Origin of the sequence: Rhodococcus sp. NPDC019647, from assembly GCF_044389235.1 — a bacterium.
Lineage (GTDB): Bacteria > Actinomycetota > Actinomycetes > Mycobacteriales > Mycobacteriaceae > Rhodococcus_F > Rhodococcus_F oxybenzonivorans.
Genome location: NZ_JBIRXS010000027.1, coordinates 11,420 through 24,089, shown reverse-complemented (window position 1 = coordinate 24,089; position 12,670 = coordinate 11,420). Strand labels below are relative to the sequence as shown.

The 12,670-nt window shown below is 65.6% G+C and carries 12 protein-coding genes; 5 read left to right on the top strand and 7 right to left on the bottom strand.

Annotated features, from left to right (window positions below; genetic code table 11):
- Nucleotides 1-171 precede the first annotated feature (171 nt).
- Both ACH49N_RS30945 and ACH49N_RS30940 read left to right on the top strand, forming a co-directional pair.
- Nucleotides 172-1,914, top strand: a complete 1,743-nt coding sequence (locus ACH49N_RS30945; RefSeq protein WP_358276595.1) for an aldehyde dehydrogenase family protein — start codon at nucleotides 172-174, stop codon at nucleotides 1,912-1,914.
- A gap of 30 nt (nucleotides 1,915-1,944) precedes the next feature.
- Nucleotides 1,945-3,531 carry a GMC family oxidoreductase N-terminal domain-containing protein gene (locus ACH49N_RS30940; protein ID WP_358276596.1) on the top strand — a complete coding sequence of 529 codons (1,587 nt, stop codon included), beginning with the start codon at nucleotides 1,945-1,947 and terminating at the stop codon, nucleotides 3,529-3,531.
- Nucleotides 3,532-3,592: 61 nt separating this feature from the next.
- Here ACH49N_RS30940 and ACH49N_RS30935 read toward each other — a convergent pair whose 3' ends face one another.
- A complete protein-coding gene (locus tag ACH49N_RS30935) occupies nucleotides 3,593-4,195 on the bottom strand; it encodes a C40 family peptidase (RefSeq protein ID WP_358276597.1) in 603 nt (200 codons plus the stop codon).
- A 249-nt stretch (nucleotides 4,196-4,444) separates the two neighbouring features.
- On the opposite strand from ACH49N_RS30935, the gene ACH49N_RS30930 reads away from it, so the two are divergent.
- From ACH49N_RS30930 to ACH49N_RS30920, 3 genes are all read left to right on the top strand, one after another.
- Nucleotides 4,445-5,266, top strand: a complete 822-nt coding sequence (locus ACH49N_RS30930) for an alpha/beta fold hydrolase (RefSeq protein ID WP_159920846.1) — start codon at nucleotides 4,445-4,447, stop codon at nucleotides 5,264-5,266.
- 670 nt (nucleotides 5,267-5,936) lie between these two features.
- On the top strand, nucleotides 5,937-6,890 hold the full coding sequence (locus ACH49N_RS30925; protein ID WP_250770433.1) for a DUF808 domain-containing protein: 954 nt from the start codon (nucleotides 5,937-5,939) through the stop codon (nucleotides 6,888-6,890).
- A gap of 71 nt (nucleotides 6,891-6,961) precedes the next feature.
- Nucleotides 6,962-7,822 carry a class I SAM-dependent methyltransferase gene (locus tag ACH49N_RS30920; RefSeq protein ID WP_358276598.1) on the top strand — a complete coding sequence of 287 codons (861 nt, stop codon included), beginning with the start codon at nucleotides 6,962-6,964 and terminating at the stop codon, nucleotides 7,820-7,822.
- Between the two features lie 75 nt (nucleotides 7,823-7,897).
- On the opposite strand, the gene ACH49N_RS30915 is transcribed toward ACH49N_RS30920, so the two are convergent.
- The 6 genes from ACH49N_RS30915 to ACH49N_RS30890 all read right to left on the bottom strand — a co-directional run bounded on the left by ACH49N_RS30915 (nucleotide 7,898) and on the right by ACH49N_RS30890 (nucleotide 12,669).
- Entirely contained in the window at nucleotides 7,898-8,227 is a 330-nt protein-coding gene (locus ACH49N_RS30915; RefSeq protein WP_358276599.1) for an ANTAR domain-containing protein, read from the bottom strand.
- A 713-nt stretch (nucleotides 8,228-8,940) separates the two neighbouring features.
- Complete coding sequence (locus ACH49N_RS30910) at nucleotides 8,941-9,429, bottom strand: flavin reductase family protein (protein ID WP_159920840.1); 489 nt, start codon at nucleotides 9,427-9,429, stop codon at nucleotides 8,941-8,943.
- Nucleotides 9,429-9,935, bottom strand: coding sequence for an NAD(P)H-dependent oxidoreductase (locus ACH49N_RS30905; protein ID WP_358276600.1), 507 nt, complete (start codon nucleotides 9,933-9,935; stop codon nucleotides 9,429-9,431). Before ACH49N_RS30905 ends, ACH49N_RS30910 begins: the two co-directional genes overlap by 1 nt.
- A 185-nt stretch (nucleotides 9,936-10,120) precedes the next feature.
- Nucleotides 10,121-10,963, bottom strand: a complete 843-nt coding sequence (locus ACH49N_RS30900; RefSeq protein ID WP_358276601.1) for a dipeptide/oligopeptide/nickel ABC transporter ATP-binding protein — start codon at nucleotides 10,961-10,963, stop codon at nucleotides 10,121-10,123.
- Nucleotides 10,956-11,822, bottom strand: coding sequence for an ABC transporter ATP-binding protein (locus ACH49N_RS30895; protein WP_358276602.1), 867 nt, complete (start codon nucleotides 11,820-11,822; stop codon nucleotides 10,956-10,958). Before ACH49N_RS30895 ends, ACH49N_RS30900 begins: the two co-directional genes overlap by 8 nt.
- Nucleotides 11,812-12,669 carry an ABC transporter permease gene (locus tag ACH49N_RS30890; RefSeq protein ID WP_358276603.1) on the bottom strand — a complete coding sequence of 286 codons (858 nt, stop codon included), beginning with the start codon at nucleotides 12,667-12,669 and terminating at the stop codon, nucleotides 11,812-11,814. Before ACH49N_RS30890 ends, ACH49N_RS30895 begins: the two co-directional genes overlap by 11 nt.
- Nucleotide 12,670 lies beyond the last annotated feature (1 nt).

The following is a 12,670-nucleotide window of genomic DNA, read 5'->3' as shown; positions in this document are numbered from 1 at the left end:
TACCGCCACACCCTTGTTGTGCGACGGCATAGGGACAAAGTGGACATTTGACAGCCGCCGCCTATGGCGCAGCAGCCGGGGATGCGACGAGAATCACAGTCCTACGCCCACAGCCGTTCAGCGTCTGTGGCGATGTTCTCCATGTAATCGACCCGAGCGGAGATGTCCACAGTGAGCACTTCAAACCCCGAGGCCACTCCCCCACCCTCCGGCGCGGCCGAGCACGCGGCCGTCGACGCAGCCCTCGCCGACCTGGCCGAAGGCGAGAAGAACTGGGCTGACCTGTCCCTGTCCGAACGCCGGAAGCTTCTCGACAAAGTCCACGACCTCACCGTGCAGCACGCCGCGGACTGGGTGGACGCTGCAGTCGGGATCAAGGGCCTCGACCCGAAGTCGCCGCTGGTCGGTGAGGAATGGATGTCCGGCCCGTATTCCGTCGCGACCGCCACCGCCGCACTGTCCGCAAGCCTGGCAAAACTCGAGGCGGGCGGCAGTCCCCTCGACGGCGCCACCTTCGGCACGGCGCCCGGCAACCGCACCACCGTCAAGGTTCTTCCCCTCAACATTTTCGACAAACTACTCCTCAGTGGTTTCAGCGCCGAGGTGTGGCTGCAGCCGGGGATCGATCGTGCAACGGCACAGCGGGACGCCGGGTTGGCTCAGCAAGACCCTTCCCACACCCGGGGCATCGGTGTGGTGCTCGGCGCCGGCAACATCACCTCAATCGCCCCGTTGGACACGCTCTACGAATTGATCGCCCACAACCGCGTCGTCGCGCTCAAGCTCAACCCGATCACCGACCCGCTGCTGCCGGTCCTCACACGGGTGCTCGAGCCACTCATCTCCGTGGGCGCCGTCCGCCTCCTCACCGGTGGCGCCGACGTCGGGACCTATCTGGTGCACCATCAGCAGGTCGATCACGTCCACATGACGGGTAGCGCACTCACCCATGATGCGATCGTCTTCGGCACAGGCGAGGAAGGCGCGAGGCGTAAGGCCGCGAACGACCCGATCCTCGGAAAGGACATCTCGAGCGAACTCGGTGGTGTGTCCCCCACCATCGTGCTGCCCGGCGAATGGAGCCACGCGGACATCAAGTTCCAGGCCGAGCACATCGCCACCCAGCGGCTACACAACGGTGGCTACAACTGTGTCGCGGCACAAGCGGTCGTGGTGTCATCGGAGTGGAAGCAGCGTAACGAGTTCCTCGCCGCTCTGCGCGACGCCCTCGATCGAGCACCGGACCGTTCCGCCTACTACCCGGGCAGCGACAACCGTGTGGCCGGAGCGGTTGCGTCGTTCCCCAAAGCCGAGCGTCTGGGCAAGAACGGTAGGCGCGTGCTGGTGACGAACCTCGATCCCGGCGAATACGAGCCACTGCTGCAGACGGAGTACTTCGCTCCGGTCCTCGGCGTGATCGACCTTCCGTACCAGGGAAACGAGTTCGCGAGGCGGGCGGCACAATTCGTGAACGACGACTTCGTCGGCACGCTCGGGGTGAACATCGTCGCGACACCGCAGACCATTCGCTCGATGGGTTCGGCGTTCGACTCCTTCGTGGAGAGTCTGCGATACGGGACCATCGCCATCAACGCCTGGACCGGCGTGGGATACCTCACCGCCACCGCCACCTGGGGCGCCTTCCCCGGCCACACGGTGAACGACGTCCAGAGCGGAATCGGTGTGGTCCACAACGCGCTGTTGATCGACCGCCCCGAACGCACCGTGGTGCGAGGACCGTTCCGCCCGTCACCGCGATCGGTGATGAAGCGGGAGCTGTCCATTTCACCCAAACCGCCATGGTTCGTGAACAATCGCACCGCCGCCACCACGGGGCGCCTACTGACCGCCTTCGCCGGAGCACCGTCATGGAAACGGCTCCCGGCCATCTTCGCGTCCGCGCTGCGTGGCTGACGCACCGCTGTCTCGACTGGAGAGGAACGAATGAAACAGACACCGTCGGTGGCGGACTACGTCGTGGTGGGGTCGGGTTCGGCGGGTGCCGCACTGGCCGAACGCCTCAGCGCCGACTCCCGAAACGCAATGGTGGTTCTCGAGGCCGGCCCCGAGGACAAGAACAAATTCGCGCACATCCCCGCCGCCTTCTCGAAGTTGTTCCGCAGCGAGGTGGACTGGGACTACCTCACCGAGCCGCAAGACACCCTCGGTGGCCGCAAAATCTATTGGCCGCGAGGCAAGATGCTCGGCGGATCCTCGTCGATGAACGCGATGATGTGGGTGCGCGGGTTCGCCGCCGACTACGACGAGTGGGCGGAACTCGCCGACGAGTCATGGTCGTACCGGGAGGTGCTCAAACATTTTCGGCGCATCGAGAAAGTGGAAGGCGCCACCGAAGCCGACTGCGGCATCGAAGGCCCGATCAACGTGTGCCATCAGCGAAGCCCACGCGCACTGACACGAGCGTTTCTCGACGCGGTTCGGGAAACCGGATATCCCGTGGAGCGTGCGAATACCGCACAGCCCGAGGGTTTCTCCCAGACGATGGTCACCCAGAAGCGTGGTGCGCGGTGGAGCACCGCCGACGCCTACCTCCGGCCCGCGATGAAACGCAAGAATCTCACCGTGGTGACCGAGGCACTGGCCACCCGCGTGTTGTTCGACGGAACCGCCGCGGTCGGGGTCGAATACGAGAAGGACGGTGCACGCCACACCGTCCGGGCGGCGAAAGAGGTGATACTCGCCGGTGGGGCGATCAACACGCCGCAGCTGCTGATGCTGTCCGGTGTCGGTGACGAGCAGCAGCTGCGCGAGCACGGCATCGCCGTGCAGCACCACCTTCCCCAGGTCGGGAAGAACCTGGCGGATCACCTGGTCTCGTTCCTCGGTTACAGCGTGGACTCCGACTCGTTGTACGCGGCGGAGAAGATCCCCGAGCTGATCAACTACCTCACGCGCCGACGCGGCATGCTCACCTCCAATGTCGCGGAGGCATACGGGTTCGTACGGAGCCGGGACGACTTGCCACTACCCGACCTCGAAATGATCTACGGCCCCGCACCGTTCTTCGACGAGGGGCTGATCCCCGCCACCGGCCACGCCGCCGTCATCGGCACCATTCTGGTGAAACCGGAAAGTCGCGGCACCATCACCCTGCGGTCTGCGGATCCTGCGGCAAAACCGATCATCGATCCCCGCTACCTCAGCGACCCCGAGGGCGCGGACCGGCGAGCCATGCTCGAAGGACTGCGCCTGTGCGATGCCCTCGCCTCGGCCCCGACGCTGAAGTCGAAGCTGGGCACACTGATTCGGCCCTCGGTCGACCCGGATACTCCGCTCGAGGAAATACTGGAACGCGCACTCGCCGAGAACGCGCACACGCTATACCACCCGGTGGGCACCTGCCGGATGGGCAAGGACCCCGCCAGCGTCGTCACCCCGGACCTACGGGTGCGGGGAGTCGAGCGCCTGCGCATCGCCGATGCGTCGATCATGCCCACGATTATCCGGGGCCACACACACGCACCCGCCGTGCTCATCGGGGAACGTGCCGCCGACCTCATAGGGCGCTAGCGCCCCGTGCGCCTTTCTGGTAGTTGCCGCAACCAGAAAGGCGCACGGGCGGCGGAGCCGCCTAGTACCGGCGGGCCGAATGGAACGGCATCGAATCGAGCGGTGCCTGCTTCACCGGCTGGCCGGAGCTGGGGGCGTGGACCACCATGCCGTTTCCGGCGAACATCCCGACATGCGACGCCCCGTAGAACAGGACCAGATCGCCAGGCTGAAGATTTCCCTTGGCGACAGGCGCCCCACCGTTCACCTGGTCGTAGGTGGTACGCGGGATCGAGACACCCGCCTGCTTGTACGCCCACTGCATCAATCCGGAGCAATCGAAAGCGTTCGGTCCGGTGGCGCCCCACACGTACGGTGAGCCGATCTTCGACTGGGCGGCTGTCAGCGCCTGCGCACCGCTGGTGGACGGCAGGGCCGGAGCCGGCGGCAATGCTGGTAGCAAGTTCGATGGTGGAGCGGGGTTCGGTGCCGGCGCCTGCGGCGCGGGCGGCAGCGGCGGTACACCTGGAACGTCGAACGTCCCAATACCTGGGATGGTGATCGGCTCCGCTGCAGCAGGGGCAGCAGGGAGCATGAATGCTCCCAGCCCCACCGCGGTGGCAACCAGAACGCCACCGGTCGAAATCTGCAGACGATTGCCCCGACGCAATCTATGCTTGGCCATTGAGCTGAGTCCTTCATTTTTTCGATGTCCGACGACTTTCGTGCCGATCGGACGAGACGTTTTATAACATCGCGGTCACGGGCTCAACGGGCAACGGCCGAATGGCCCATACACATACCTATTTTCGGAAAACCACGTAGATCACAGGGCTATAACGAACAGACCGGTCGTGACGAAACCGCAAAACAGGTATGTCCGCGGGTAATTCGGCCGTTACCGCCGGAACACCCGTCGGACACGCTGGGGAGCGTGTCACTGACCCAGAACTTAGAACCCGAGATCCTCGAGCCGCTCGCAGGTCCGAAGGCCCCGACCCTCACCGTGGTGGCGCAGGGTCCGCCCATCGTCTTCCTCCACGGCTGGGGACTTACCCCGCGGGTGTATGGCCGCGGACTCTCGACCCTCGTCCGACAGGGACATCGCGTCGTCACACCGACACTTCCCGGTTTCGGAGGGACTCCCGACCATCCACCGCACGCGCGCAGCTTCGCGGGCTACGCCGCCTGGCTCGGACGGTTTCTCGACTCGGCCGGAATCGACGAGCCGGTGACCCTGGTCGGCCACTCCTTCGGCGGTGGCGTCGCGATTCAGACTGCCCACGACCTTCCCGAGCGGGTAGCACGAGTCGTTCTCGTCAACTCCGTCGGCGGCGGGGCATGGTCTGCCGGCGGTCAGGCAATCCGGCACATCGGTGAAAGACCATTGTGGGATTGGGGCGCATCGGCGCTGGGCGAGGCCCTGTCGATCCGGTCGATCGTCCACACGGCAGCATCCCTCGTCAACGGTTTCATCCCCAACACCGTGCGCGATCCAGGTGCGGTGTGGCGGACGGCACATCTGGCCCGGCGTGCGGACTTGCGCACCGAACTCAGAACTCTCGCGAACCGAGGACTGCCGGTGACGCTGTTGTGGGGCCTCGGTGACCGTACGATCCCGGTGGCCAGCTTGGAGTCGCTGAGGTCAGCGCTCCGCAATCCACCGGTTCTCACCGTGGCGGGCGGTCACGGTTGGCTGATCCACGATCCCACCGCGTTCGCCGACGCGATAGGCCGGGCGCTCGACGCCATGTGAGTGGCATCGCCCCCCGCAACCGCGGTTGTCACACCACAGTGCGGCCCCCACCGGTAATCGATGGGGGCCGCACTCGGCAGTGAATACTCAGGTCACCGTCACGACGGCGGGGGCGCGGGAGTCGGAGGCTTAGGCGTCGGGAAATTCCCAGGGCCGGGACTGGGAGGTGGGCACAATTGGCAACCTCCATCGCCGAGATCCTTGGGAGGCGGCTTGGGATTGGTGTCGTGACAGCTGACTCCCTTGCATGGGACAGCGGACGCCACGGCCACAGGGCCGACGGCCTAGATCGACAACGCGGCCGCAGCCCCCGCGATCAGCACAGCGATACGTCCGCGAGTAGTTCCACTCTTCGACATGGGCGGGTTCCTTTCCGAGAACTCGAGGGCCGCCGGTCACCCTGTTCGGCGGTGATTCCATCGTCTGCGACAGCGGAACCCGCGACCAGATGCCCTTGGGTGACGAGAGGGCCACCCTCACGGTTCGGGTTTGACTGCGCAGGTTCAAGGTGCCCGATGTCTGCGCATCATGGCTCCGCGCCCGCACGCGGCACCTTGGTCAGCGCCCGCATGATTGTTGCGTGGGACCATGGATTCGGTAGCGTTCGTATCGACCCGCGACCGCGTGTCGTTCGATCGGCTCTGCACATTTTGAACTGTGGGAGGTTCCCGTGGCTGGTGGTCTCGTCGCCCTGTTGGACGACGTCGCGGCACTCGCGAAAGTAGCTGCGGCATCCGTCGACGACATCGGAGCCGCGGCAGGCAAGGCCAGCATCAAGGCAGCGGGTGTGGTCGTCGACGACACCGCTGTCACTCCCCGCTACGTCCATGGGTTCTCCCCTAATCGCGAATTGCCGATAATTCGCAAGATCGCGATCGGGTCGATCCGCAACAAACTTCTGATCATCCTGCCGGTGGCGATGATCTTGAGTCAGTTCCTGCCGCAGGCACTGCCCTATCTGCTGATCGCCGGTGGTCTGTTCCTGTGCTACGAGGGAGCTGAGAAGGTCTACGAAGCAATCACCGGCGGGCACCACGGCGACGAAGATGCGCCGGTAGTGCTGCAGGGCCCCGAGCTCGAAAAAAGCATGGTCAGCGGCGCGATCCGCACCGACCTCATCCTGTCCGCCGAGATCATGGTGATCTCCCTGTCCTCGGTCGAGAGCGAACCGTTCGTCACTCGGCTGCTGGTGCTCATCGTCGTGGCGTTCCTCATCACCATCCTGGTCTATGGTGTGGTCGCCCTGATCGTGAAGATGGACGACGTGGGCTTGGCCCTCGCCCGACGCGAGTCGACGTTCAGTCAGCGGATCGGCCGAGGCCTCGTCGCCGCGATGCCGAAGGTGATGGCGGTGCTCACCGTGGTCGGAATCGCCGCGATGCTGTGGGTCGGCGGCCACATCCTGCTCGTCAATGTCGGCGAGGCAGGATTCCACTGGCCGGCCGATCGCCTCCACGATGTCGAACACTGGTTCAGCGACCTCGCGCACGGCGGTTTCGGTGGGGCTCTGTCCTGGACTTCGGGGACCGTGGTGTCTGCCCTCGTCGGGCTCGTCGTCGGCGCGATCGTCGTCCTGATCATGCACCTGATACCGAAGCGGAAGAAGAGCATCTCGGCGCACTGACGCGTCCGGGGTTCTTGCCGATGCGGCAAGAACCTTCGCCAGAATGGTCGCAGCTATTGCACTGTGTCGGTATGGAAGATTCCGGCGAGGTCATCGAGGTCACGTCAGTATTGAGCGAGGCAGCCGAATGGGATGCGCGCTACAACGAGCGGGATCAAGTGTGGAGCGGCGAACCCAACGGCGCACTTGTCGCCGAGTTGACCGGCGCACCGCCCGGGCGCGCCCTCGATGTCGGCTGCGGTGAAGGCGCTGATGCCCTCTGGCTCGCCCGCCAAGGATGGGCAGTGACCGCGCTGGACGTTTCGCAAGTCGCGCTCGATCGGGCGGCGGCACATGCCGCCGACCAGAACACCGACGTCACCTGGGTGTGCAGCGGCCTACTCGATGCCGATCTGCCCGCAGATGGTTTCGACCTGGTCTCAGCTCAGTACCCCGCCTTACGCAGCACAGCCGACCATGCCGCCGTACGAGCGTTGGTCTCCGCGGTCGCACCCGGCGGCATCTTGTTGGTTGTTCATCACGACATGCGCGACGGGCATGCGGCACGCGAGCACGGCTTCGATCCCGATGACTGGGTCGCACCCGGTGATGTGGCGGCGCTACTGGATACCAGCTGGCACATCGATGTGAACGAGGTGCGGGAGCGCTCGATCAGCGGCGGCTCGGGAGCGCACCACACCCACGACGTGGTCTTGCGCGCGCACAGGCTGCCCCAACGCAGCCTTCTCGTCGGACGCGGGCAAGCCAGCGGTTCGCTCGGCGTTTACACGGAACCACAGATGGGGACCGCGATGGCCACAGCGGCGCCCGCTTCGCTCGCTATGCGCGCACAACTCCCCGATGGGGGCTGCTACTGGGATCATCGAGAGGCGCGGTGGATCAACTCTCGCGGCGGCAGGGGCACGGGCACTACTTCGCCCCCTGCCGGGTAGCTATCTGTCAATCAGTGGCGAGCGCGGAATCTGTGAATCCGACCTTGCCTTCAAACGCGAACCGTGCCTGCTGCGTCAGCTCGCGTGCGCGTGCGGATGTGAGGGGAGCTGGGCGAGCAGCTGCTCCCACTCGTCGAACCGGACGGCGTCAGCTGCGCGGCGATGGGGCGCGGATCCGGCGGCGAGGTCGACCAAGCTTCGGGCGGCACCGAGAACGGTCAGGTGATGGCGGCGGGAAACGTCGAGGAGTTCATCGAATGCCTGGGCATCGCTGCAGCGGCGCGCTGCGATCAGGATGCCCTTCGCGGTGGCGAGAAGCTCGCGACCGTCGGGACGCCGTCGGGGAATCAGGCGAGTGGGGCCGGCAACAGGAGTGAGGGAGAAGTCCGCGGTGTCCTCGATCATGTGACGTTGTCCTTTGCTCTCGTGCATCGGCCGGGATGCGCCGGTGTGCCGGCAACCAATCCCAAGCGGTCATAAAGTGTGAGTCATGTCACTACCGATGCCCGAATAGTTCTAGCACACGTCACGGCGGCTGCCACCTAGACAAGTGTCCAATACTCTGATCCACGTCGGCGCGGCCGCCCTCGACGTCGAGTCGGTCAGCCTTCGTCCACCGCCCTCCCGATTCGACCAACACGCAAAAATGGATGTGGTGTGGGTCACATTGCTGCAGTGCGACGAGCTGCTGGATCTACCATTTACCTCGCACGAAACGCACTGGATGCGGGCCCCGTTGCAGTCGATACCGAGATTTTCTGATGCGATTGCGCGCTTCCCATGCTGTTAACGCCCGAGGAGGCATCGGCGAGGCCAACGGCGACGCGAGTTCGCGCGGCGGTATCCCACGGCACGTTCCGGCGAGGCCCGGCCGGAGCGGAATACACTCCGACCGGGCCGACCCGGCTCAGGCACCGTCATCGACCTTCTGAATCCGCATCGGACGCTCACAACTCCTCGAAGCGGCGGCCCTTTGCATCCGCGCCGGCCACCACAACGAGACCGGAGTTTATGGCTGCAACGTCGGCGACGGTGCGGGTTGCCCGGCCCGCCCTGCCATCAGTTCCGCGGTCGCCGATCGCACTCTTCGTTCTCGTGGCCGCACGGTGGAGATATTCTCAGGCCTGCAGCCATCGGAAGGTACTGCGGTGGAAAACGATCGGCTCCACGTCCGATTGCACCCGCACTTCGTTAATTTTCAACAGCACGACCGCATGATCGCCGGCGGGCACCTGCTCCGACACTGTCGTATCGAGCCACACGGAGGCACCACCGACGAATACCGCCCCGCCGTCGCTGGTTTCCGTGGTGAGTCCTTCGAACCGGTCGCCGGTCTTCGCGGCCAGTACCCGCGCCGCGGTGTCGTGCACCTCCCCCAGCACGCTGATTCCAATGCGTTCCAATCCCGCCAGCTTCGGCCACGTCGAAGAGGTGTTCTGCACGCAGAACGCGACGAGAGGAGGATCCAGCGACACCGGCACGAAGGTGCTCGCCGCCATTCCGACCCGCTCACCGTCGACCTCTGCGCACACCGCCACAACACCACTGGGCACGTGCGAGAACGCCTCCCGCAACGAACCTGGGTCCAGCGTTACCGTCCCGCTCATCACAACTCCGTTCGTGCCGTTGCCGCCGCGGTGAGCACCGGACCCCAACGCTCGGCGTACTCGGCGATTCGCGAATCGGCGGTGTAGGTGGTGTCGGCGAGATACAGCCCCGGCGCCGGCGTTGTTGCGCCGAGCTCCACCAATACCGGCTTCAACAGCAGCTCGGGTGCGAGCGCGTGCGCCGGGCCCGCGCCGAGCATGACCGGGACCGCGACCACGCCTCGCAGTCCTTCGGCTGTCGCGAACTGGTCGAGGAAGAGCTTGAGCACTCCCGTATACGTGGCCTTGAAGGTCGGGCTCGCGACCACCACCAGATCCGACTCTGCCACCGTCTCGACCGCTTGCGCGACCTTGTCGTCACCCCAGCCGAGCAGCCCGGCACCCAACTCGATGACGTCGACGACCGAGTCCACGGGGGAACCTGTCACCGCCGTCGCCACCAACGTCGCCGCGTCCAGTGTGCGCGAACCCGCCTTGGGATTGCCCGCGACTACCGTTACCTTCATCGTTCCCTCGCCTCTCATGGACTGTCGGTGCCACGATAGAACAGCCATGTGTTCATAGTCGAATATGACTGACTGCCAGCCTTTTTCGATCGCAGATCATTCGGATCACGTCGAATCAAACCCTTCCGTTCACGAATGGTCGGGCTTACACTGCCGACCCGTGAGTACTTATTAACAACGGGTAGTTAAGAAGTACTCACAGGAGGCGGAGCCTCAATTCGCGGCGCCGTTCCCGGGTCACCGCGCCGCCGCTCAACGTAGGAGCCGATCCGACGAGAAGCGCCGTGTACGGGTGCTGGGGGTCGGAGATCACCTGATGGGTGGGTGGGTCCGTCCTCGACGATGTTGCCGCGGTACAGCACGACGATCCGGTCGACCAGCGCCGCGACTGCCCCTAGGTCGTGCGAGATGAACAGCTGAGCGAGCTGCCGCGAGTGCCCGAGTTCTGTGAGCAGTTTCAGGATTTGAATACGGTTGACCGAGTCGAGGGCGCTGACCGGTTCGTCGAGCAGCAGCAGCGCCGGATCGAGGACGAGGGCCCTCGCGATCGCGATCCGCTGGCGCTGCCCACCCGACAGGTCGGCGGGAATCCGCCCCGCGATGTCGGCGTCGAGTCCGACACTGCTCAGTACCGCTGCCACCCGCGACCGCACCACGCTGCGGTCGAGTCCGCCGCGCACGAGCAGTCCCTCGGCGATCGACTCGCCCACGGGAATGTCCGGATCGAGGCTCAGGAGCGGATCCTGGAACACGTACTGCACGGTCCCCGTGCGGCGGTGCGCCCTGCGGTCCGCGACGGACAGGTCGTCGACGCGCTGCCCGCGGATCTCGACCGATCCGGACGTCGGGGTGATCAGACCGAGAATCGTGCGGGCCAGTGTCGTTTTCCCGGAACCGCTTTCACCGATGAGTCCCACCTTCTCGCCGGCATCGACGGTCAGGTCGACGCCGTGCAGGATCTGCTTGCGGGCCGCGCGGGGTCCGAGCTCCACCCGGACGCCGGTCATGCGCAGCAACGACTCAGACACGAGCCGCCTCCTTTCCGATGACCGACTCGAGCCCGTACTCCCGGTGGTTCTCGACGAGTTGGCGGGTGTACTCGTGTCGGGGCGCGGTGAGCAGGTCCCCGGCTCGCCCGGACTCGACGACGGCCCCGTCCCGCATCACGATCACGTTGTCGCAGACTTGAGCCACCACGGCGAGGTCATGTGAGACGACGACGAGAGCGAGACCCAGTTCGTCGCGGAGGTCCTCGAGGAGGTCGAGCACCTCGGCCTGAACGGTGACGTCCAGGGCGGTGGTCGCCTCGTCGGCGATCAGGAGTTCCGGTTCCGCGGACACCGCGATCGCGATGAGCACCCGCTGGAGCATTCCCCCCGACAGCTCGTGCGGGTACTGGCGGTACACGGTGTCGGCGTCGTTCAGCCCGATTTTCCGGAACAGTTCGACACCGCGCCGCCGGGCGTCCGCGCGGGACAGCCCGAGGGTCGACCGAAGCGCCTCGGCCAGTTGTTCACCGACCCGGATTGACGGGTTCAGATAGGACGCCGGGTCCTGGAAGACTGCGGATATGCGGGTACCCCGCAGTGGCCGCCAGTGTTTGCGACCGAGGTCCGTGAGTTCGATGCCGTCGAAGTCGATCGAGCCTGCGGTGACACTGATTCCGCCGGGCAGAATTCCGAGGATGGCCCGGCAGGTCAGCGACTTACCGCTTCCCGATTCGCCGACGATCCCCAGGGCTTCGCCGCGTGCGAGGGAGAAGTCGACGCCGTGGACCAGTTCGATTCCGTCGTCGAGCGCGATGCGCAGATCGCTCACGGTGAGCACCGGCCGGTCGGGGCGGATGGGTGCGGGTGCCGACGTGGCATCCAATGTGTCAGTGGACATCCGAGGTGACCTCCTGTTTCCTGCGGGCGCGGCGTTGGGGTTGGCCGGTCGCATCCCGCAGCGCGTCGGCGATGGCGTTGAGTGCCCAGACGGTCGCCACGATCAACAGCGCGGGCACGACGGGGCCGAACGGAACCTGGTACAGGTACTGCAGTCCGCTGGCGAGGAGTCCACCCCAGGTCGGGTCGGGTGGGACGACGCCGATCCCGAGGAACGTCAGCGAAGACACGATGACGAGGCTGGCTCCGGTCATCGCCGCGAACGTCACCCCCACCGCCGGCAGCACCTTGCGTACCGCGTGACGACGGATGATCCAGGACGTGTCGGCCCCCATCAGTTCGGCGGCCTCGACGTACTGGGAGTTGGCCACGGTCAGTGCAGCGGCGCGAGTGATCCGATAAAACGCGGGTGCGATGAGGATGCCGACCGCGAACATCGCCTGCGCCAGCCCGTTTCCGAGCAGCGCGGTCATCGCGACGGCGAACACGAGGAACGGCAGCGTGATGAGCGCATCCATCAACCGGAGGGTGAACCACTCCACGCCGCGTCCGAGGTACACCGACAGGAATCCCGGGATCACGCCGAGGAGGAATCCGACAACGACGCATTGCAGGGCGGACAGCACCGACACGGTCGAACCCGCCAGCAGCCGGCTGAACACGTCCCGCCCGACGTTGTCCGTCCCGAGCCAGTGAGTTCCGCTCGGGCCGTGCAGGATTGCCGACGTGTCCTGCTCGAGCGGGTCGAAGGGCGCGAGGGCGGGCCCGAAAACCGCGAGCACCACTATCAGCCCGAGGACAACCACCGCGGCGCGAGCGGAGTGATAGCGCAGGATTGCTGTGAGCATG